The organism is Dyadobacter flavalbus (assembly GCF_006149045.1).
Taxonomy (GTDB): Bacteria; Bacteroidota; Bacteroidia; order Cytophagales; family Spirosomataceae; genus Dyadobacter; species Dyadobacter flavalbus.
Window position 1 is genome coordinate 223,069 of the sequence record NZ_VBSN01000059.1, and the last position, 22,034, is coordinate 245,102.

Sequence of the window (22,034 nt, forward strand, 5' to 3'; positions counted from 1 at the left end):
CAGATATGATTTTAAATTGTTGGATTTATTGCTGTACAAACTTGTAAACAGCGCCTTTTCCATCCTCCAGAAGCTGTGTAAGCACGTACATTTCACCGGAAACGTCTTCACCGAAACTGTAAACATGCCAGTAACCGGGATCTCTTGAAACGGAAAGCTTCGTCCGTGTCCATTTATTTCCGCTTTGCGGTGCAAGTGCCCATATCGGACCCATCATGTCGCCGTAAACATACTTGCCCGCAAGCGCAGGAATGGCCTTGCCGCGGTATACAAAGCCGCCCGTAATGCTGATGCCATCGGTATGCGGGTATTCATAAATCGGTTTGATCGCTTTTGCGGGCTGCGGATCGGAGGGTTTGAATGCGTGAAAACCTTCTATTGCACGCCATCCGTAATTTCCTCCGTTGGTGATAATATCCACTTCTTCATACTTGTCCTGCCCGACTTCGCCTGCAAAAAGCTGATTGGTTTGACGGTCAAAACTGATGCGCCACGGATTGCGCAGCCCGTATGCAAAAATTTCCGGACGTGCATCTTTCCGGTTTACAAACGGATTGTCTTTCGGAATGCCGTACGGCGTCTGGTTTACATCAATTCTCAGGATTTTACCCAGCAACGTATTCAGGTTCTGCCCATTGCCGTATTCACCGTGCCGGTCGCCGCCGCCGCCGCCGTCACCGCTGGAAATATACAGATAACCGTCTGCGCCGAATTTAAGATCGCCACCGTTATGGTTGGATTCCGGCTGGTTAAATGTCAGTACTTTCCGCATGCCGGTTTTCTCGGCAACCAGCGCATTGTTTTTACTGACTTTGTATTCGCGGATTTCCGAATGGTGGTCAACGTCTTTTTCGCCGTTTGCTGCAACGCTGATATAAACAAAAAACTTTCCGTTGGAAGCATAATCCGGATGAAAAGCCAGTCCGAGCAAACCGCGTTCGTCATACCCTTCTTTTTTCAGAACGACGTCTGTAATGTCCAGAAATGGCGTTTTGACCAGTTTTTCATTCTGGATAACCCGGATGCGGCCTTCCTGTTCGCACACAAAAAGCAGTTCGGGATTTTTCTTGGTTACTGCCAAGGCAGTCGGGTGCGTAAGCGCATCGCTGATGAGTTTCAGGCTTACATTGGGTGCTGCCGGCCCGGTTTGCGCATAAACGGACCTGGCGAAGAAAATCAGTAAAAATACCGGTGCAAGAAATTTTTTTAACATAATCTGTGAAGTGAATGAATGCTGGTTATTGATGGACAAAAAATGGATGGTTGTTGTAAAATCGGGGAATTCTGGTGTCATGTTTTATCCGGATTATGCTAACAATTTCCACGCCAGCGCAAACGACCGCATGCAGTCAGATTCGATCTGCTGCCTCAGCATCACGTATGATTACTGGAAATCAAAGCCATAATCCTCTTTTTCCGGCATCAGAAAGATGCAGCGGGATTGGGAAAGAATTTTCTTTTTACAGATCGGGCACTTGAAAATTCCGGAAACGGGAAATAATAATTTCCGGTATATGCTACATTAATTCAAATAAATAATAATATTACATACAATTTTTACTACTTTATGTAAAAATAAGTCGTATAATGAATTTTAAAAACGCTATATGTAAGCGCTGGCTGTACACATTAGCCATTTATCCTGCCATGCTTTTCGCGCAGGAGCCAGGCTTCAGGCAGCTTTCTACCAATCAGGGTTTATCGCAGAATCATGTCAGTTCCATACTCATGGACAAGCAGGGTTTTATGTGGTTCGGAACTGAAGACGGCCTGAATTTATACGATGGTTATACTTTCAAACACTACAAGCATGTCGTGTCCGACAGCACCAGCATCAATGACAGCTATATCCTGGATTTGCTGGAAGACCGGGCAGGAAATCTTTGGATCGGGACTTCATCGGGGCTTAACAAGTTTGACCGGGATGCAAACCGTTTCAGACAATATACTTTCGGCAGCCGGAACATTGGCATCAACGATATCTTTCAGGACAGTAAAGGAAGGATGTGGCTTGGTTCCGATAAAGGGCTGATCCTGTTTGATCCGGTTAACGGTTCGATTCGGATTTATCCGCCGTTTAAAGAAGCCGGCAAAAATAAAGGTGCTTCCTTTGTTACGCGCATTGCAGAAGACAATGCAGGCAGCCTTTGGGTAGGAACGGAATACGGCCTTTATCAGCTGAATCCTGAAAACGGCCGGTATAAAAGTTATTTCAAAGGCGCGGGCGACAGACAGCTGTATTCGGACTGGATCAAAGCATTGTATAAGGATAAAAAAGGCAACATCTGGATCGGAACGCATGGCGGCGGAATGTCTCTGTATTTGCCGGAAAGCAATACGTTCCGGAGTTTCCTGAACAGCCGGAACGACAGCAGCAGCATAGCGCATAACGATGTGCTGAGCATTACCCAGAACAGCGACGGCAACTTGTGGATCGGTACGGAAAACGGCGGAATCAGTGTTTATGACATGACGGCAAACCGTTTTACAACCTATCAGCAGAACGAGGACGACAATACTTCCCTGAGCAACAATTCGGTTTATTGCATTTATCCGGACAAGGCTGGAAATATCTGGATCGGGACTTTTGCAGGCGGAATCAGTTTCCTGCCCAGATTCGGTAAAAAGTTCCGGTCGTACCGGCAGGTTCCGCACGACCCGAACAGTTTGAGCAACAACATCATACTTGCCATTTGCGGCGACAGCAATCCGGATTATGTGTGGCTGGGAACGGACGGCGGCGGACTGAATCTTTTCAACAGAAAAACCAGGAAATTTACACATTACAAGCACAGCAAAACCAATCCGAATTCCGTCAGTAACAATTATGTGATTGCGGTTATTCAGGTTTCCGAGGATGTTCTCGGGCTGGGTTATCACAACGGCGGATTCGATTTTTTCAATGTCAGGACGGGAACGTTCGAGCATCATATGCCGCGCCCCAATGATCCGAACAGCCTTTCGAGTTCGGATGTAAACAACATGTTCCGCGACCGTGACGGCAACATCTGGCTGGGCATGTGGAAAGGCGGACTGGAATTCTATGACGTGAAAAGCAGAAAATTCACGCATTACCGCAATAATCCCGACGACAAAACCAGTCTGAGCTCCGACATTGTAACGGAAGTTTTTCAGGACCGTGACGGCAACATCTGGGCCGGAACGTACGAAGGGCTGAACATGCTGAACGCAGACCGGAAGCATTTCACAAGGTTCGGGTTTGACAGCAAAAACAAGCATTCCCTTTCAAGCAACAAAGTCCAGTCGATACATGAAGCCGATAACGGCGATCTGTGGATCGGAACACTGGGCGGCGGACTCAATTATTTTGACCGGAAAAAGAAGGTTTTTACGGCTTACACCGAACAGGACGGGCTTGCGAGCAATGTCATTTACGGCGTTGCCAAAGATAAAAAGAACAATCTCTGGCTGAGTACGAACAGCGGACTTTCCAGGTTCGATTACCTTTCCAAAACATTCCGTAACTACGGTGTGGAGGATGGGTTGCAGGGCACCGAATTCAGGAGCAATGCTGTATTTCAGGCAGGCGACGGGGAAATGTTCTTTGGCGGCGTACGCGGTTTCAGTACTTTTTATCCGGACCGCCTTGTGGACAATCATTATATTCCGCCGGTATACATTACAGATTTTCTGATTTTTAACAAACAGGTAGCAATCGGGGGTAAAAATGCCGTGCTGACCAAACACATCAGTCAGTCGGAAAGCATCCGGCTTTCTTACAAGCAGTCTGTCATTTCATTTGAATTTGCCGCACTGAACTACACAATGCCGGAAAAGAACCAGTATGCTTACCGGTTACAGGGTTTTGACGACGACTGGATTTACAGCGGAACGATGCGCAGGGCCACTTATACCAATCTGGATGCCGGTGACTACGTTTTTGAAGTGAAAGCATCCAATAACGACGGTGTCTGGAACCCGAAAATAACGCGTTTACAGCTGCATATCTGGCCTCCGTACTGGCGTACTTCGTGGTTTCGCATCCTTGCCGTTTTGCTTGTGATCGGATTGTTATACGGCGTTCACAGGCTGCGAATGCGTGTGATCCGGGCACAGAAAAGGATGCTTGTAAAACAGGTTCACGATAGAACTGAAGAAATAAGCAGGCAGAAGCATGAACTTCAGGCGCAGTCGGAGCATCTGCAGGAACTTAACAAGGAACTGCAGGTCCGAAACGATCAGGAACAGCTAGCCAGAAAAGAGGCCGAAAAAGCCAATATGGCCAAAAGCGTTTTTCTGGCGACCATGAGCCACGAAATCCGTACGCCGATGAATGGCGTGATCGGAATGGCCATGCTGCTTTCTCAGACAAAGATGACGCCGGAACAGGCAGAATATACCGAAACGATCATCAGCAGCGGCGACAGTCTGCTGACGGTGATCAACGACATTCTGGATTTCTCCAAAATCGAATCCGGCAATATGGAGCTTGAACTCATCAGTTTTGACCTCCGCGAATGCATTGAAGGCGTTCTGGACCTGTTTTCGTCCAAAGCGGCTGCTATCGGCCTGGACCTGGTTTATGAAATCGATGCGCTGGTTCCGAGCCAGATTATCGCTGACAGTCAGCGGCTGCGACAAATTCTGATCAATCTGGTCGGCAATGCGATCAAGTTTACGCATCAGGGCGAAGTCTTTATTCATGTACGCCTTTTACGGCAGATCAACGCACAGGATATAGAAATCCGTTTTGACATACAGGATACCGGCATCGGCATTCCGGCCGACAAGCTCGACCGGCTTTTTGTGGCCTTTTCACAGGTTGATTCCTCCCATACGCGTAAATACGGCGGTACGGGTCTGGGGCTCATCATCAGCCAGAGACTTGTCAATCTGATGGGCGGATCCATTGGCGTGGAAAGTGTTGTGGACAAAGGCACCAATTTCCATTTTACGATCATTGCACAGATCAGCACGCAGCCGACACGCCAGTATGTATTTTTTAATACAACCGAAAATCAGGGAAAATCCATTCTGATTGTAGACGACAATGATACCAACCTGCGGATTTTACAGGTTCAGATGGAACAATGGAAACTCATTCCGACGCTGGCCTCATCCGGAAAACAGGCGCTTCAGATACTCGACAGCGGCGCCAGGTTTGATCTGGTGATTTCAGATCAGCAAATGCCGGAAATGGACGGAATCGATCTTGCAGCCATTATAAAAAGCAAATATCCCGCGCTTCCCATTTTCCTGCTGAGTTCGGTCGGTGATGAAGCCGGGCGTAACCATAAGGACCTTTTTGCTGCCATCCTGACCAAGCCCGTCCGGCATAACCAGCTTGGAAAGCTGATCCAGATGGAACTGAAGGCGCAGAAGGAAACGGATGTAAGCGAGCGCCAGCCTTCGCCTTCCAGTCTTTCAAAAGAATTTGCCGGCCATTTTCCATTGCATATTCTGATGGCGGAAGACAATCCGGTGAACGAAAAACTTTTTATCAATATCCTCAGCAAGCTGGGCTACGTGCCCGTCGTTACCCGGAACGGGCGGGAAGCTTTTGAAAAAACGTTGGAGGAAAGATTCGATGCCGTTTTTATGGATGTGCAAATGCCCGAACTGGACGGACTGGAAGCGACACGCCGGATTCGCAGCCAGCCAATGGAACAGCCTTACATCGTAGCCATGACTGCCAATGCCATGCGTGAAGATCAGGAGGATTGTCTGCAGGCGGGTATGGATTATTATATCTCCAAGCCGCTCAGGTTAAACGAGATAAAAACGGCACTTCAGAAGGCTTACGACAGCAGAAAACAAAATGCAGCACACGCCGGAAACTGATGCCGGGTTTGTCCGGCACTTCAGCTTTTCTTGCTAGGCAGGATATCTTGCTTCAAACTTTCCGGTTGCATGCAGAAACCGGAAAGTTCTTTCTCATTTCCCGGAACCGCATTGAACGCAACAGATGAATTTTTGTTTAGTTATCATTGCATTGGTTCTCCTGCCGGTACGAAACAGGCACCTGAACAAACCTGAAAACAGCATACTGGTATTTTACAGATTTTTGCAGGAAAAAGATGATAATAAAAATGCCCTGAATAGTATGCAGCGCGATTTCTTTGTTTTTATTAAAGTAAACTGCTTTGCATATTTGAAAAGCTTTTCCTTAGCTGATGATTAAAAATACAACCATAGAGGATTTTCTTCAATTTAAAGGCAGCATCCCGCTTGCCGACGTTCGTACGCCTGCCGAGTTTGCGCACGGGCATATTCCCGGCGCGTTCAATCTGCCTTTGTTCAGTAACGACGAAAGGGTGCTGGTCGGGACAACTTACAAGCAGGTTGGGAGGGAAGAAGCCATCATGCTGGGATTTGACCTGACAGGTCCCAAATGGTCGGGTTTTATACGGCAGGCGCTGGAAATGGCTCCCGACAAAAAAATAGGCGTTCATTGCTGGCGCGGCGGCATGCGCAGCGGAGCCATGGCCTGGGCGCTGAACCTTTACGGTTTTGAAGTATATCTGATCGAAGGCGGTTATAAAAACTATCGCAGATGGGTTCACCGGCAGTTTGAAGTGCCCTGTCAGCTCTGGATTCTGGGCGGCAGAACGGGGTCCGGTAAAACGCGTATCCTGCATGAACTCCGGTCGGCGGGTGAGCAGATTATTGACCTGGAACAGCTTGCGCAGCATCAGGGTTCGTCGTATGGCACCATGAACAGGCTGGTGCAGCCCACGCAGGAACAGTTTGAAAACAATCTGGCCGATGAGCTGAAAGAACTGGATGCAAACCGTAAAATATGGGTGGAAGATGAAAGTCTGAATATCGGCAAAATACTGATTCCAAACGGCTTCAGGCAGCAAATGAAAACGGCCATGCTCATTGAAGTTAAAGTAAGTACGGAACAGCGGGTCAGTGATCTTGTGAAAGAATACGGCGTGCTGGACAAGGATTTTCTGGCGGCCTGTACCGAACGGATTCATAAAAGGCTCGGCCCGTTGCAGACCAAGCAGGCCATAGCTGCTATATATGATGACAGAATGGAGGATTTTATCCGTCTCGTTCTGGTTTATTATGACAAAACATATCAGACGTGCCTCCATAACCGGAATGCGGAACACGTTTTTTCCTTAACGCTGACCGACGGCAATGTGCCGGAAAACGCATTGCAGATTTTAAATTTTACCAGTTCAATTGCTGTAACCAGTCCGTTATAGCGCTCAATTATGAATACAGACGACATTAAACTTACGCAATATTCCCACGGTGCGGGCTGCGGCTGCAAGATCAGCCCGGCGGTTCTTGACAAAATACTGCATAGTTCCGTAGCCATGCAGCCCGATGCGCGACTGCTTGTCGGAAATGACAAACGGGACGATGCTGCTGTGCTGGACCTGGGCAACGGAACGGCACTTATTTCCACAACCGATTTTTTTATGCCCATTGTGGACGATGCCTTCGATTTCGGACGCATTGCATCCGCCAATGCCATCAGTGATGTATATGCCATGGGCGGCAAGCCTGTGCTGGCCATTGCAATTCTCGGATGGCCTATTGACAAGATTGCGCCGGAAGTAGCCCGGAAAGTGCTGGAAGGATCAAGGGCTGTTTGCGCCGAAGCAGGCATCACGCTGGCGGGCGGCCACAGCATAGACTGTCCGGAACCTGTATTCGGGCTGGCTGTCAACGGGATGGTGAATATTCCGCAGCTTAAACAGAACTCAACGGCAACGGCCGGATGCAGGCTTTATCTTACCAAAGCACTTGGTGTCGGCATCTTGTCCACTGCGCAGAAAAGAGGCTTACTGCTGAAAGAAGATGCAGCCATTGCGCTGAAAAGCATGGTTACACTGAACAAACCCGGAGAAATTTTCGGGCAGCTTGAATTTGTGAAGGCCATGACCGATGTTACCGGATTCGGCTTGCTCGGGCACCTTTCCGAAATGTGCGACGGAAGCGGTTTGTCAGCCGTTGTTGAATTTGACAAGGTTCCGGTGATTGATTCTTTGCCTTATTATCTTGAAAAAAGCTGTTTTCCCGGCGGAACGCAGCGCAACTGGAACAGCTACGGGCATAAAATCGGACCGGTAAGCGATCACCAGAAATACATACTGGCCGATCCGCAGACCAGCGGCGGTTTGCTCGTTGCAGTTACGGAAGAACATACGGCTGCGTTTGAAGCAAAGCTGGAAGTACTCGGTCTCAATGCGGTTTCATTCGGCTGGCTGAAACCCAAGGACGACGGGCCGGTAATAACCGTTGTATAAAATGATTCGAGGAGCAGACGGCGGAATGTTTTCCCTGCCTGTTTCCATTTTTAACTCACATTTCAACCAAATCAGATCATGAAAAACAGAATTCAGCAATTCGGGTTTATTTTACTGCTGTTATTTTCCATCACCACGCAGGCACAGGAAAAACAGGAACCCTGGACAGATGCTCAACTCATGCCGACACAGGAACTGGCCGATAAAATCAACAATTCAGGCAAAGATAAACCATTGATTATCAATATCGGCCCGCAATCGGTCATTAAAGGTTCGGTGGATGTTGGCCCGGGAAAGGAAAAAGAAAATATCGGCAAGCTGGACAAGACGCTTGCCAAGGTGGATAAAAAACGTGAAGTTGTCATTTATTGCGGCTGCTGCCCGTTCGACAGATGCCCGAATATCAGGCCGGCTTTCAATGAGCTGAAAGAGCTGGGATTCGTCAATGCAAAACTTTTGAACGTACCAAAAAACATTAAAGTAGACTGGATCGACAAAGGGTATCCGGTAAACCAGTAAACCCGATATATGAAAAGGCCCGCTTCAATTATACTGATGCTGATTGTGCTGAGCTGCGGTTACCGTGCCGAGGCTCAGGAAAATGAAATAAAAGTAGGCGTAATGGCGCCTGAAATTTCCCTGCCTACACCGCAGGGAAAAATGGTTTCTCTTTCTTCGCTGCGCGGAAATCTGGTGCTGATCGATTTCTGGGCCAGTTGGTGTGCACCGTGCGTGGAGGAACAGCCGGAGCTGAAAAGGCTGTACGATACCTACCATCAATCCATAAAAAAGGGTAAAAAGCTGGAAATTTACGGCGTATCGCTCGACAGTAAAAAACCGGCCTGGGAAAAAGCAATCCGGAGATTCGATATAAAATGGCCGCAAGTGAGTGATCTTAAATTCTGGTCTTCGCCCGTAGCAAAAACGTACAACCTGGAAGGAATTCCTTATAACGTGGTGGTTGACGGCGATGGCTATATTATTGCGTTAAATCTCCACGGGAAAGAGCTGGAAGATTTTGTCAGGGCAGGGCTGGAGGAGAAGTAAGGGGTAGTGCTGGTTGTTATTGGCTCCGATTGATTGTTACTGGTTGTCATTTATGGTCAATGGCTGTCATTTATAGCTAATGGTTGTCATTAATAGTCATTGGTTGTTATTGGTTTTTTTTGATTTGGATTGTCATTTTGAGCGATGTGAAGGGCCGGGTTTATTGGCTTTTACAGCTGTTTTGCTCAATATGACAATCCTTATTTTATGAGGCAATTTCATTTCTTGAAACGCCCTGAATATAGATGCACGAAATTATTCTGCGTAATAACGCCCGATTAGTTCATAGGTGGCGTCCTTGTATTTCAGAGTGATCACTGATTCCCGGCCAAATTCCCTGGTGATGCATATCTGGAATTTGACCCCCTTATCGTCCATCGCTTCAATATTGCATTCCGGCTCGTCGGGGCGGCGCAGCAGAATCTTGTAATTCTGCATGGTGCCGTTTCGGTAGTCCAGCGTCCATACGCTGCGGTTTCCTACATAAAAATAGGCAGGCGTAAGCAACTTCTTTCCATAAGCTTCTGTAATGACGTACCGCCCGGCAAATGAAGCCGTTGAGATCAGAAGAAATAAGATAACAGAGATCGATTTTTTCATTGAGTAATTGTGATTATAAGGCATTGTACCGAAAGCAGGCCGGCAGAATTCTTTGCCATAATTAATAAAACTACGCTTAACGGCCAAGAAAAACGGCTTACTTATTACCGTTAAATAAGTGAGATCTTCCTTTCGTCCTTTATTCAAGTCAAACCTAAACGGCAATGTTACGGTAAATATTCCATCCGGGACAATGAAATCTGTTGCAGTCGAAAGCACGTCGGATGCACGTTGCCGCCTGTTCCACAGCATACACCATCCATAAATGCCCTTTAAAAATGATTGCAGCAGCCATTTGCCAAAGCCGGATCAGAACGGGGGCAGCTGATTATCCCGGCTGTAAATGATTGCTATTCCAATATAATTCTATTGCTTGATAAATTAGTTTTATATAAGTTTAGAACAATTTTGTAAATTAATGCAGTATCAATCAGTACTTGGATGTTCAAGGCATTACTTAGCTGTTTGTTCGTAACCATCATGTTTTCCGGCTGTTCCGAATCAAGATACAATCAGACTGAACGTCGCGTTCACATCAGAAAACAGAACGGAAAGTATGTTCTGTACAAAAACAACAAACCGTTTTTTATAAAAGGAGCCGGCGGATCTGCTAACCTGAATTTGCTGAAACAGCTGGGAGGCAATGCTATCCGAATCTGGGATACAACCAATCTGGGTGTTGTGCTGGACAGTGCGCATGCCAACAATATATCTGTAATCGTGGGTTTGCCGGTACAAAACAGCAATGTTGCTGACATGTATCAAGATCCGGATCGGATTGCAGCGCAGCATAGGGCTTTTAAAAAAATCGTAAACCGCTTCAGAAAGCATCCGGCCGTGCTGATGTGGTGCGTAGGCAATGAACTGGATTTTCCCTATGGCTTGTCCTATAACCGTTTTTACAGGGCGTACAACGATCTTACGGACATGATCCATCAGGACGACCCGCATCATCCGGTTACGACTACCGTACTGAACTTCAATCCCAAATACATCGCAACCCTGCAGATCCGCTGTGATATTGATCTGATTTCATTCAATATATTCAGTTTGCTGGACACTTTCAGAGAAAACCTGAAACATCACCTCTGGCTCTGGAACGGGCCGTACATGGTTCTGGAATGGGGAATAGACGGGCCCTGGCAGGGAACCATGCAAACTGCATGGGGTGCGTACATTGAAAAGACAAGTACTGAAAAAGCGGCCATTTACGGGGAACGTTATCTGCGTTACATGCCGCTGGAAAGCCAGCGGTTTCTGGGCGGATTTGTCTTTTTCTGGGGGAATAAACAGGAAACCACGCATACATGGTTCAGTATATTCGATGCCGAGGGAAGGAAAACGGCTGCTGTGAAAACGATGAAATATCTGTGGACCGGAAAAACATTGAACGAAACCTTTCCCGAAATAAAACACATGCGCGTCGAAAACAGAGATGCATATCAGAATATTATTCTTGTCCCCAACCGGAAATCACAAGCGGAAGTCACGTTGCTGAGCAGTGCAGACAGTATCAAAACGATCAAATGGCAGATTTTCAAGGAAGACTGGTTTAAAAAGAACAACGAGAACAGTACCCGGTTGCTGAAGCCGCTAAGCCAGCTTATGAAAGCAGACCAAGGCTTGAAAGCCGTTTTCACTACGCCCGCGCAGGAAGGCCCGTACCGGATATTCGCGACAGTTTACGATCACAAAGGCAACCTCGCGACGTGTAACACGCCTTTTTATGTACTAAGCACCAGATGAGACACACGCCCAACGTTCAGCCGCCGACAGGAAGGCAGATGCTAACGCTCAGACTGATGATCTTTCTGGGGGTGGCTTCCATGATCATTTTTCTGGAAAGCATACTTTCGGAAGCTGTGCGCGGCTACGGCCCTTTGTACTGGATGCTGATGTTTAGCTTCTTTTTTACCTGTCTACAGCTGCTGCACGAATGGTACCATTACCTTCATATCACAGTGCCGGAAACGCCGCCCGAAAAGAAAGTATTCACAGTGGATATATTCACCACTTTCTGTGCAGGAGAGCCTTATGAAATGATCGTCGAAACGCTGACCGCCATTCAGGCGATCACCTATCCGCACAAAACCTACCTGTGCGATGAAGCCGACGACCCATTTTTAAGAAATTTTTGCAGGGAAATCGGTGTATATCATGTGACGCGGACAAAAAAGATCGATGCAAAAGCCGGCAACATCAACAATGCACTGAACCTTTCCTCGGGTGAACTCTGCGTTGTTCTGGACCCCGACCATGTTCCGTTCCCGAATTTTCTTGACCCGATTGTTACGCATTTCAACAATCCGGAAATCGGGTTTGTACAAGTTGTTCAGGCTTATAAAAACAATGATGAAGGGCTGATTGCCAAAGGCGCCGCCCAGCAGACTTATCAGTTTTACGGTCCGATGATGATGACCATGAACCATTACGGAACCGTGCTGGCCATCGGGGCAAACTGTACGTTCCGCCGCAAGGCACTGGAATCAATCGGCGGACATGCCGCTGGTCTGGCGGAAGACATGCATACGTCCATGCAGCTGCATGCCAGAGGCTGGAAATCGGTGTATGTGCCGGCGGTGCTCGCGCGCGGGCTGGTTCCGTCAACGCTTTCGGCTTACTACAAACAGCAGCTTAAATGGTCGCGCGGCGTTTTTGACCTGTTTGTAACGGCATACCCGGCACTTTACAGGAATTTTACATGGCGCCAGAAACTTCATTATGCCACGATTCCGCTGCATTATCTGTCAGGAATCGTGTTCCTGATCAACTTTCTCATTCCCATTGTGGCCCTGTTTTCCGGCGTTTCACCCATGCATATGGGTATTCATGATTTTGCAGCAACCGTACTGCCGCTTGTGACGGCCACACTGCTGATCCGGCATTTTGTTCAATGGTGGGTAATGGAAGACGAGGAACGGGGTTTTCACGTAGTTGGCGGTTTTCTGCAGATCGGGACGTGGTGGGTTTTCATTCTTGGATTTGTATATACGCTGCTCCGGAAAGATGTGCCTTACGTACCTACGCCAAAGGATGGAAATGAAGATAACAACTGGCCGCTGAACGTTCCAAACCTCATTATTCTGGTTCTTTCCCTGTTTGCAGCGACATACGGACTCTATACCGACAGAAACCCGTATAACCTGATCATGGCCTTATACGCAGTAATGAACAGCATGTTTATGGCATTCACCGTGGCGGCCAGCAGACAGCAGCAGTTCAGGACGGTTGTATCCCGAAATAAAGGGCTGAGCAGCGTCATGAACTGGATAAAACACGTTAAAGGAAGCTTCTGGATCATACGCAGAAAGGTTTATACCGGCGTACGGAGCACTGCATTGCTTACTGCCGTTGTGCTGTTTTCCGCAATGGTCTATTTCAGGGAAACAAAGCATGCCGTAACTTATAATTCACTTGGTGATAACAAAGAGAACCTGTTTTATACCGGAGCCTTTTTGCCCGACGCGGATCACGGGGCATCTTCCTTGAAACCGGTTCAGGAATTCCAGCAGAGAAATCATGTACGTTTTGATTTGGTCTCGCTTGATCTGCCGTGGGGATCAGAAAAGGAATGCAGGTTGCCGATGCAGACCATTGAATCCATCTATGAAAACGGCTCGGTTCCCATGATCAACTGGGAACCTCGGCAGGATTTGTTTGAACAAAATGAAGCGGAGAAACGTGGAAGGGTTTTCAGCCGCATCACCAACGGCGAATACGATGCTTATCTCGGACAATTTTCGGATGAGGTGAAAAAGCTGCATCGACCTGTTTACATCTGTTTTGCCCGTGAAGCCGGCAACCCTGAAAAGCAATGGTCTGAAAAGAACAGGAACACGCCGGAAGAATTCAGAGCGGCATGGAAATATATTCACCGTTTCTTTTCCGGTAAAGAGATTTACAATGTCATATGGGTGTGGAATCCGTGGGAAGCGGCAGCTATTGACGATTACTTTCCGGGCTGGCAATATGTAGACTGGATCGCCGTATCACATCCGGACGCGGATCTGAAAGCAGACATTTCAGTTTCCATCACAGAATCTTATGCGCCGTATCACCGGAATCATGTTTTCAGATCCGGCTTGCCCGTTATGCTGACTTTTTCAAAGACTCCCGACTTTGAAAATAGGAAGCAGCATTACTTTCAACATGCACTTGCCGATGCGAGGCGCAGGTTTCCCGAGATCAAAGCCGTTGTATTCGACACCCTTCTGCCAAAAGGGAACATACCCGCTTTCCTTGCTGCTTTGCAGCTGAATGCTGAGGAAAGTACGCCGATAAAACGCTTTTCGAATTTTCGGAAACTTCAAAATAAAACAGCGCCTGAATTGCTTGACGAATCTTTGAACATCCCTGAAAAAAGGAAAACGAAAAATAACCCGGCATTTTACCTGAGCGGCATAAAAGGAATCAATTACAACAAAGGGCTTGACTGGACCGAAGATTATCATGCACTGACCAGGAATGAACTGGAAAGTGACTTACAGGAAATAAAGGGGTTGGGTGCCAATGCCATCAAATTCTACGGTTCGGATTTCTATGATTACAACATGCTGAAAGCGGCAGGAAACCTGCAGCTTCAGGTACATTACAGCTTCTGGATTGATCCGGAAATCAATTTTATAAATGACTCGGATCAGCTGGAAACACTGAAAAAACAGATCCTGAATGCCGTGGAGGATTTGAAAGACCGTCCGGAAATCCGTTCCTGGAATTTCGGAAGTCCGGTGTTCAGACAACTGGAAACCCAGTTTTACAAACCGGAACTGCTATATCAGGAGCAGGCGTACATGCTGTGGCTCAAAGACGTCGTGCAGCAGATCAGGAAAATTGATCCGGAAAGAATCATCACTTCCGACCTATATTTATCGCATAAAACACCCGGACTGCTTCGCCGGGTAAGCCGGTTTATTCCTGAAATCAACTCATTCGGCCTGCAGATCGCGGAAACAAATCCGGAGATACTTGCCCGCATCAGGGAACTTCAGATTCCGTTTTTCATCAGCTATGCGGAAGTGCCTGTTATTGCCGCCATGCAAACTGCCGGAACTGGCACTTTTGTATCTGGCTGGCAGGATGCGAGAATGGCGAACAGCGTGAATTTTTCGGGATTGAAAGATCATAACGGCCGTAAGAAACGGAATTACCTTCAGCTCAGCCATATCTGGAAAGGTACGCCTTCGCCCAGACAATTACCGGAAATCAAGATACTGAAACCTGCACTGGTGACGATTCCAGGCTATAATCTTGCATATCATGCATTGATTTTCAAAAATGGCCGATGGGAATTGCCGGAAGGCAACACAGGCACGATGCATTTTGAATGGAAACTGGTGAAGAACAACCGGTTCGGAATGCCTGTCGAAATCAATGCTGTCGGAGAAGGGCCGCGTTTAAACCTTATCGTTCCGGCCGATCCTGCACAATATCAGCTTTATCTTTACACCATTGTTGATTCCATGGTCTACGGAATCAGCAAATCCACGCTGAATACACCGCTTTCAGTGAATGCACAATAGGTATTTTCCAGCATTATTACACGGCACCTCTAAAATAATTTGCTGAATGACCGCCGTGCAATCGCCACTGGCTCGAAAATTGTTCTGGTTTATTTATTGACTTTTGGCACAGTTCAAAAAACGGGAATTTCTCCGTTTTCTGTCTGGATTGAAAGATTCGATTCACTTATTTATAAACGAACAGAACGCTAAATTAATGAACTTACTTTTATGAACAGTTTACCCTTAACCGTAAAACGGTCTATCGAACTTTTAGGTATCGTACTTATAATCAGCATTTTATCAATAGGTAAAGATATTATAATGCCCATTATTCTGGCATTTTTTATCAGCATTGTACTGCTTCCGGTTTACCGGTTCAACAAAAGGCACAAAGTGCCCGAAGCGCTGGCAATCGTAGTGCCCATTTTATTGCTGATTGTTATTCTGGGAAGTATCATCTGGTTTTTTTCTTCTCAAGTCAGTTTGCTTGTTGCCGATTTTCCGAAAATCAGGAGCAATGTGAACATACACCTGAAATCGCTGAGTAACTGGATTTCTTCTATAAGCAGTTATTCTACGAAGGAACAAGTGGACTTTATCAATAAAAATGCCAACGATCTTCTGGGGATTGCAGGTAAAACAGCCAGCGGCGCGGCGGTGACACTGAGCGGGCTTTTTGTTTTTGTCGGGCTTCTGCCGATCTACATTTACCTGATCCTGTTTTACAAGGACATTCTGCTGCGGTTTATTTTCATGTGGTTTGCCGTTGATTATCATCCGCGTGTAAAGGAAGCCATTTATGAAACCGAATCGATCATTAAAAATTATCTGGTCGGATTGCTGATCCAGGTTACTTACATGACTATTCTGGTAGGAGGGATCCTGATGCTGATCGGCATTAAGCATGCTTTTCTCATCGGCGTTATTTTTGCTTTTTTGAATCTGATTCCATACATCGGTGCCCTGCTTGGGAATGTAATCGGTGCGTTGCTTACGCTTACTTCTTCAACGGAACTGTGGCCTGTTGTAACGGTACTGGGTGTTATTGCTGCCGTGCAGTTTCTGGACAACAATATCCTGATGCCGCGTATTGTCGGTTCAAAAGTCAAGATCAATGCCTTTTTTTCCATACTTGGCGTGATCATCGGCGGAAATATTGCCGGCGTTTCGGGCATGTTTTTATCCATGCCGATCATTGCGGTGCTCAAAGTCATTTTTGACCGTACGGACATGTTCAAACAATGGGGCGTATTACTGGGTGATGAAAGGCCGGCCCGGAGTCCGATGACATTTCCTGTTTTCCGCAAGAAAGTGCCTGTAACTACCAAACCCGGCCTTCAGAAATGATTTCGGACTTTACTCGACAGCGAACTTGTAAACGGCATTGCCATTGGTTATGACATACAATCCGGGCGCAAGCCGCTGCTTCGGGACGATCTGCAGGATACCGTTCTGAAGCGGGATTTTTGAAAAAGGAATTTCTTTGCCTGAAATATCCAGCAACCGGATCTGCGCTGATCCGGTTGCCCGGATGTTGAGCAGATTGCCCGTCAGAGGATTTGGATAAGGAGCGTCTTTTCCGGGAACCCGTACGGCAACCGCGCGGTACAACACTTCTGTCCCGTCCGTATCTGTCTGCCGCAGCCGGTAATAGCTCAGGTTATTGAAAGGAAATTCATCCAGGTAAGTATAGGTTTCAAGCGTATCGGACCGGCCGGCTGCTTCCAGCTGTGCAACGGGTTCAAATGTTCGCATGTCTGTGCTGCGTTCAATGCTGAAATAGGCGGCGTTCAGTTCCCGGGCCGTACGCCAGGTCAGTTCCACTTTGTTCTCAGGTGTAAGGTCTGCTTTGAAGTAAACCAGAGATACCGGCAATGGTCCGGAAATAATTTCTATCTGATAATCTTCAGTTTCGCCGTAACCTATATTTCCGCAATCCGTCGCTTCCTGAAAATACCGCGACTGAATCCGCATCCTTGTAGTCTGTTCGGCAATGTTACTTGCAATTGTAAAAGTACATTCCTGTGCAGACGACGCGGTTGAATCTGTTTTGAAAATAACTTCATCTTCTGTAAAAACGCCGTTGTTGTTATAATCTATCCATGCTTTCACAGTTTGGGCATTGTAGTAGCCGAGCAAGTCTATCGTCAGTTTATTGGTTGCTCCCTTGCTTACTTTGGGCGTACTGATATCCGAAAAAAAGTTATAGCCGTTTGCTGAACATCCCGAAGCATTACTCAGATAATCATCATTCAGTTTTATTGAACTCAAACCAATTCCGTAACCTTCGCAATTGCCGCTGGCCAGGCAGTATTCGGGCGGATTGCTGTTGGTCGTAAAAGATTTTGAACCCGAAAATCCGGAACATTCAGCACCCACCCTGCATTCGTATTTTGTGTTTGGTCTCAGCCCGAAGATGGAAACGGAATTGGTTGGTGTTTTTACTTCAGTCCATTTTTTTGTAGCTGCCATGCGGTACTGAAGCTTGTGCAGCGTATTGCTGCCGGTATATTTCCATTTGATCCGGGCGCCGGATGCAAACACATGATCAATCTGCAAGCCCGACGGTTTGCTATCCGAAACCGGCAGGCATTCTGCCGAATGTATACGGTTACGGATCAGATTTCCCGGTAACGGGCCAAAGCCGTTTGCAAGCTTGCGGTAAGGACAGTAACTCATGATGGAGCCGCCGTTTACCGGCGCAGGCCCGCGTTCACAATTTCCTTCTTCCACAGCGGCACAATTATCAATCGGTCCGCCGGGCCATGTACAGCTTTGCGTATGAAGGCTGCCGAAGCTGTGGCCAAGCTCGTGACAGATTACATCCACATCGCCGTAAATATCCGGATAGCTGACAAATGAATATTTTGCATTGATGGTGCTGAGACCGTAATTATAACTGCGGCTGCAAACATCGCTGGGTACGTAAGCGAGTCCGCTGTTATTGCCCATTTTAAGCAAATGTGCAAAATGGCCTGGAAAATTATCCGATTTCGTATTCCATAAATCCCTGAAGATATTGAGTGATTCATCATCATTCTTGCCGGCATAAGGATCCGTTGTCGTCCACATGCTCAATCCCGACAAGCGCACCGCAATTCCTTCAATGCTGAAAGTAGTGGAAACGGCATTGACAAGATTCATGATATAATGTTCAACAGACGTCAGATTGCCAAGGGAATCCAAAGTGGCTTTATCCGTTTCTATATATATGCCGACCCATCGGCACGAAGTATTTTCCTGAAACTGATTCTGCTGCTGCATTATTTTTCCTTCGGGTATTTTGAGGCCGTCGGTTCCGCAGGAAAAACTGGAAGTTTTAACAAGGTCATGGTCATAATACATGCTGTAATTTTCTGCCTTGCTGCCGGGTTTTTTGTTTTTGCCCAGAATCCTGGTGCCTGTATGATCCGATATCAGGCCCGAAATTTCATCATTTACAATCGTCAGGGAAACAACAGAATTAGCCTCACCTGAAACGACACCGCGGAAAAACCGTACATATGGCAATTCCCGTGCAGTATTTCCCTGTGCGGACAAAACGGAAATACTGAAATCCGGAGCAAGTACCGTTACGGGAAAAATATCCAGCGTCAGCATGGAGCCGTTTGCAGTGGGCAGTACAAACTCATACAATGGACTCTGATCCGATGATTTTAACCGTTCCAGTTTGAGCCGGTCCAGTTCCAGGTTTGTCACAGCCGCCCCCGGCTTTATTCCCTTTTCTACTGCATTGTTCAGCTTGGGTGTGCTGAGTATCTGGATTCTGTCGGACGATACACCCGTTTTTTTAAGATCGGCAACCGTTTCAAAAGGCATCTGCTGGGCCAGTACAGCAGTTTGGAAAAAAATACACAGTACACAAACAAGGGCATTGTAAAGTATTCTCATAGAAGCAGGGTTTTTTGTAAATAAGGTTATGTAAATGGTGCAAAAGGTTGCTGAAAGATGCCATGTAAAGTGTGCTGAACCGACTGATTCCCGTTGCCGGAAATGCAATTTTTAGTAAAAATAAGCGGCTTTTACACTATTTGTGCACTATTTCAATATTAATTTGTACGTAGTTTATTTTGTGGTATATTCTTGTAATTTGATCGAATAAATTCAATTCCGGGCTAGTTGCACAGGGTTCCCAATGTAGTTGTAATTGCAGCAATAATGTTTTTGGCAATTCGACTTGAACAAAACCGTGTTTTCTCTGCCAAGGAGGAATAATTTCGACAAGTCAATCAAAGTTAGTTTTCAGTATGATGTAGGTCATGTTTTCAGGTCGGGCTTGTGCCTAATTTTGAATCATCAAATCAAACAACACCTGCTAATATTACTGACATGAACACTGCACGTAAAAACCTCCTCTTCATTGTTTTATTGATCGTTACAGCTGTATCCTCCTCTTTCAGTGCTCCTTTATTTACCAAAACAAAACCGCTGACCATCCAGATGCCCGTAGCTGACGGCAAGTACGCCTTCGTGGTAGACGGCAAAAAACAGGTTGTCGAAATCAGCAATGAAACCGGCAAACTGCAAATACCGGCGGAACCCTGCGTGATCCGCTACACGGCCGAAGACGGTGTTACGAACCTGACGGTTTTCATTGAGCAGGAAACATCCAGATCCTTTCTTTTGCCGGCCGTTCAGGCCAATGAAAGCGAAGTAGAGGCAGAGTGGGAAGCCGTGATCCTGGGCAATCCGGTACGTGCAGGAAAAGTAATGACGCAGATCACAGGCCCGATGAACAGCAACCCGACCATCGAAATCTACGATTTGCAGGGACGTTCACTGGTGAAAAAACAGGTTGCAAAAAACCAGGCAACCGAATCTTACACACTGGATGTACCGCAGCTTTCGACCGGCATCCTGCTTGTAAAAGTAAGCTGCGACAACTTCTCGCAGACATTGAAAGTATTGCACACAAACTGAAATACACACAGAATCCTGAAAATAATGCGGCAAAAGCCGGCATAACACACCTGATTAAAATATAAAAAGCAGTCGGAAAGTATCATAATAGCAGTTTGTTTGAATTGATGAGTCACATACTATAATCGAATAGCGGGTCCATTTTGGACCCGCTATTTTTGTTTAAGCCGGAAATTAAATTAAAACGTCACATTGCCGGAAAGAAGCAGTGCCTGGAATAATTATTGATAACAACGGTGCCGAAAAGATTTGAAAATTATAAAAGTGCATCTATGAAATCAGTAGAAATAACTGCAATTGATCAGTTTATACGGGAAATAGTGGGATTGAGGAAGAATGATTTTGATTTCCTGATATTCAGAGGTCAGCGCGTAGATGCGCCGCTGGTTCCGTCCATAGCCAGGTATTTTCATAATGATGACATTACTGCTATCGAAAAAAGGATGCTTATGGAATTGAAAAACAGAGGCAAACTGCTTCTGCCCAATACCATGGCCGAAGAATGGGAGCTTCTGATTCTGGCACAGCATTACGGACTTAAAACGAGACTGCTGGATTGGTCAAGTAATCCGCTGGTGGCCTTGTATTTTGCCATCCGGGATATAGACGATTCAGAGACACCGTCATTTGTGTACGCTTTTATGGGTAACAATGATCAGGTGATTGATAAGGATCAGGTGCCGGCACAGGAAGAATTCAGTTCGCCATTTAACATTACGGAGCTTAAAGTGCTGAGGCCTTCCTTTAATAACGAACGGATTATTGCACAGTCGGGCTGGTTTACGGTACATCCGTATTCAGAAGAAAACAAAGGATTTATCCCCATGCAGATCGACGAGGATGTGAAGCTGAATGTCATTGAGTTCACCATTGTTCCGGGTATCAAACGCATGCTGATGGATCATCTGAATATGCTCGGGTTCAATGCGCATACGCTTTTTCCTGAACTGTCGGGTTTGTGCCATTACCTGAACTGGGAATATTTGTACCAGCGCGCAAGCGTGCAGGATCTGTGTGCCATTGATAAACATGTGGAAATAAATAACGAATAATGAATGAGTAACATAACAGCCATAATTGAAAGTCCGAAAGGCAGCGGTCAGAAATATGATTTTGATCCGGAAATGAAGTTATTCAAACTTGTGAAAATTTTACCTGCCGGAATGGTGTTTCCGTTCGATTTCGGTTTTATACCGGACACACTCGGAGAAGACGGTGACCCGCTGGATATTGTTGTAATTTCGGAATTCCGGAGTTTTCCCGGTTGTGCCATGGAATGCAGGATTGTTGGTGCCATAAAGGCATTTCAGACGGAAAGAAATGGAGAAAAGATGCGTAATGACCGGTTTTTAGGGGTTCCGGTTGTTTCGGAATTGTTCAGAGACGTAACCAGTGTCGATCAGTTGCCCGAGCGTATTATTGAACAGCTGAGAAATTTCTTCAAAAACTATAATGAGCAGGCCGGAAAAGAATTTGATCCGTTTGAGACAATAACTTCCGAAGAATCCATAAAGCTGATTGCGAAGCAGAAAAATTGAAAAGTCAATTCATCGTATTGACATGAAATCTTTGTTTATCAAAAACTTTGGTGAACAAAGATTTTTTATTGAAAATCATATAGGTGCTCTTCATGTATTTTTTAATTGATTTCTTTTTATTCCAAGGCGCAAAAGCCTGTAAAACCGTACGTATGCTGGTATAATAATTTTTATTTTTGAGTAAACACTTAAATACATTT

14 protein-coding genes are annotated in these 22,034 nt (G+C 46.3%); 11 read left to right on the top strand and 3 right to left on the bottom strand.

The window, feature by feature from the left end; all coding sequences use genetic code 11:
• Positions 1–25: 25 nt before the first annotated feature.
• Positions 26–1,294 carry a PQQ-dependent sugar dehydrogenase gene (locus FEM33_RS20015; RefSeq protein WP_139013769.1) on the bottom strand — a complete coding sequence of 423 codons (1,269 nt, stop codon included), beginning with the start codon at positions 1,292–1,294 and terminating at the stop codon, positions 26–28.
• A 293-nt stretch (positions 1,295–1,587) separates the two neighbouring features.
• Between FEM33_RS20015 and FEM33_RS20020 the strand changes: the two genes are divergently transcribed.
• The 5 genes from FEM33_RS20020 to FEM33_RS20040 all read left to right on the top strand — a co-directional run bounded on the left by FEM33_RS20020 (position 1,588) and on the right by FEM33_RS20040 (position 9,275).
• Positions 1,588–5,802, top strand: a complete 4,215-nt coding sequence (locus tag FEM33_RS20020; RefSeq protein ID WP_139013770.1) for a hybrid sensor histidine kinase/response regulator — start codon at positions 1,588–1,590, stop codon at positions 5,800–5,802.
• A gap of 332 nt (positions 5,803–6,134) precedes the next feature.
• A complete protein-coding gene (gene mnmH, locus FEM33_RS20025) occupies positions 6,135–7,178 on the top strand; it encodes a tRNA 2-selenouridine(34) synthase MnmH (protein ID WP_139013771.1) in 1,044 nt (347 codons plus the stop codon).
• 9 nt (positions 7,179–7,187) lie between these two features.
• Entirely contained in the window at positions 7,188–8,228 is a 1,041-nt protein-coding gene (selD, locus tag FEM33_RS20030; RefSeq protein ID WP_139013772.1) for a selenide, water dikinase SelD, read from the top strand.
• Between the two features lie 78 nt (positions 8,229–8,306).
• Positions 8,307–8,747 carry a rhodanese-like domain-containing protein gene (locus FEM33_RS20035; protein ID WP_139013773.1) on the top strand — a complete coding sequence of 147 codons (441 nt, stop codon included), beginning with the start codon at positions 8,307–8,309 and terminating at the stop codon, positions 8,745–8,747.
• A gap of 9 nt (positions 8,748–8,756) precedes the next feature.
• Positions 8,757–9,275 (top strand): TlpA family protein disulfide reductase, encoded by a 519-nt coding sequence (locus FEM33_RS20040; protein ID WP_139013774.1) that lies wholly within the window; start codon positions 8,757–8,759, stop codon positions 9,273–9,275.
• 255 nt (positions 9,276–9,530) lie between these two features.
• Here FEM33_RS20040 and FEM33_RS20045 read toward each other — a convergent pair whose 3' ends face one another.
• Positions 9,531–9,875 (bottom strand): hypothetical protein, encoded by a 345-nt coding sequence (locus FEM33_RS20045; protein ID WP_139013775.1) that lies wholly within the window; start codon positions 9,873–9,875, stop codon positions 9,531–9,533.
• Positions 9,876–10,355: 480 nt separating this feature from the next.
• Here FEM33_RS20045 and FEM33_RS20050 point away from each other — a divergent pair, with 480 nt between their 5' ends.
• The 3 genes from FEM33_RS20050 to FEM33_RS20060 all read left to right on the top strand — a co-directional run bounded on the left by FEM33_RS20050 (position 10,356) and on the right by FEM33_RS20060 (position 16,723).
• Positions 10,356–11,621, top strand: a complete 1,266-nt coding sequence (locus tag FEM33_RS20050) for a glycoside hydrolase family 2 TIM barrel-domain containing protein (RefSeq protein WP_139013852.1) — start codon at positions 10,356–10,358, stop codon at positions 11,619–11,621.
• Positions 11,618–15,394 carry a glycosyltransferase gene (locus FEM33_RS20055; RefSeq protein WP_139013776.1) on the top strand — a complete coding sequence of 1,259 codons (3,777 nt, stop codon included), beginning with the start codon at positions 11,618–11,620 and terminating at the stop codon, positions 15,392–15,394. Before FEM33_RS20050 ends, FEM33_RS20055 begins: the two co-directional genes overlap by 4 nt.
• Before the next feature lie 210 nt (positions 15,395–15,604).
• On the top strand, positions 15,605–16,723 hold the full coding sequence (locus FEM33_RS20060) for an AI-2E family transporter (RefSeq protein ID WP_139013777.1): 1,119 nt from the start codon (positions 15,605–15,607) through the stop codon (positions 16,721–16,723).
• 9 nt (positions 16,724–16,732) lie between these two features.
• Here the strand turns inward: FEM33_RS20060 and FEM33_RS20065 are convergent, their stop codons facing one another.
• Positions 16,733–19,267, bottom strand: coding sequence for a GEVED domain-containing protein (locus tag FEM33_RS20065; RefSeq protein WP_139013778.1), 2,535 nt, complete (start codon positions 19,265–19,267; stop codon positions 16,733–16,735).
• A 438-nt stretch (positions 19,268–19,705) separates the two neighbouring features.
• On the opposite strand from FEM33_RS20065, the gene FEM33_RS20070 reads away from it, so the two are divergent.
• The 3 genes from FEM33_RS20070 to FEM33_RS20080 all read left to right on the top strand — a co-directional run bounded on the left by FEM33_RS20070 (position 19,706) and on the right by FEM33_RS20080 (position 21,834).
• Positions 19,706–20,296, top strand: coding sequence for a T9SS type A sorting domain-containing protein (locus tag FEM33_RS20070; protein ID WP_139012011.1), 591 nt, complete (start codon positions 19,706–19,708; stop codon positions 20,294–20,296).
• 272 nt (positions 20,297–20,568) lie between these two features.
• A complete protein-coding gene (locus FEM33_RS20075; RefSeq protein WP_139013779.1) occupies positions 20,569–21,348 on the top strand; it encodes an FRG domain-containing protein in 780 nt (259 codons plus the stop codon).
• 3 nt (positions 21,349–21,351) lie between these two features.
• Positions 21,352–21,834 carry an inorganic diphosphatase gene (locus FEM33_RS20080; RefSeq protein ID WP_139013780.1) on the top strand — a complete coding sequence of 161 codons (483 nt, stop codon included), beginning with the start codon at positions 21,352–21,354 and terminating at the stop codon, positions 21,832–21,834.
• Positions 21,835–22,034: the final 200 nt, after the last annotated feature.

Excerpts from the sequence above, each read along its gene's own strand:
- FEM33_RS20015 (WP_139013769.1), bottom strand. The coding sequence starts at position 1,294 with ATGACACCAGAATTCCCCGATTTTACAACAACCATCCATTTTTTGTCC.
- FEM33_RS20020 (WP_139013770.1), top strand. The coding sequence starts at position 1,588 with ATGAATTTTAAAAACGCTATATGTAAGCGCTGGCTGTACACATTAGCC.
- mnmH (WP_139013771.1), top strand. The coding sequence starts at position 6,135 with ATGATTAAAAATACAACCATAGAGGATTTTCTTCAATTTAAAGGCAGC.
- selD (WP_139013772.1), top strand. The coding sequence starts at position 7,188 with ATGAATACAGACGACATTAAACTTACGCAATATTCCCACGGTGCGGGC.
- FEM33_RS20035 (WP_139013773.1), top strand. The coding sequence starts at position 8,307 with ATGAAAAACAGAATTCAGCAATTCGGGTTTATTTTACTGCTGTTATTT.
- FEM33_RS20040 (WP_139013774.1), top strand. The coding sequence starts at position 8,757 with ATGAAAAGGCCCGCTTCAATTATACTGATGCTGATTGTGCTGAGCTGC.
- FEM33_RS20045 (WP_139013775.1), bottom strand. The coding sequence starts at position 9,875 with ATGAAAAAATCGATCTCTGTTATCTTATTTCTTCTGATCTCAACGGCT.
- FEM33_RS20050 (WP_139013852.1), top strand. The coding sequence starts at position 10,356 with ATGTTTTCCGGCTGTTCCGAATCAAGATACAATCAGACTGAACGTCGC.
- FEM33_RS20055 (WP_139013776.1), top strand. The coding sequence starts at position 11,618 with ATGAGACACACGCCCAACGTTCAGCCGCCGACAGGAAGGCAGATGCTA.
- FEM33_RS20060 (WP_139013777.1), top strand. The coding sequence starts at position 15,605 with ATGAACAGTTTACCCTTAACCGTAAAACGGTCTATCGAACTTTTAGGT.
- FEM33_RS20065 (WP_139013778.1), bottom strand. The coding sequence starts at position 19,267 with ATGAGAATACTTTACAATGCCCTTGTTTGTGTACTGTGTATTTTTTTC.
- FEM33_RS20070 (WP_139012011.1), top strand. The coding sequence starts at position 19,706 with ATGAACACTGCACGTAAAAACCTCCTCTTCATTGTTTTATTGATCGTT.
- FEM33_RS20075 (WP_139013779.1), top strand. The coding sequence starts at position 20,569 with ATGAAATCAGTAGAAATAACTGCAATTGATCAGTTTATACGGGAAATA.
- FEM33_RS20080 (WP_139013780.1), top strand. The coding sequence starts at position 21,352 with ATGAGTAACATAACAGCCATAATTGAAAGTCCGAAAGGCAGCGGTCAG.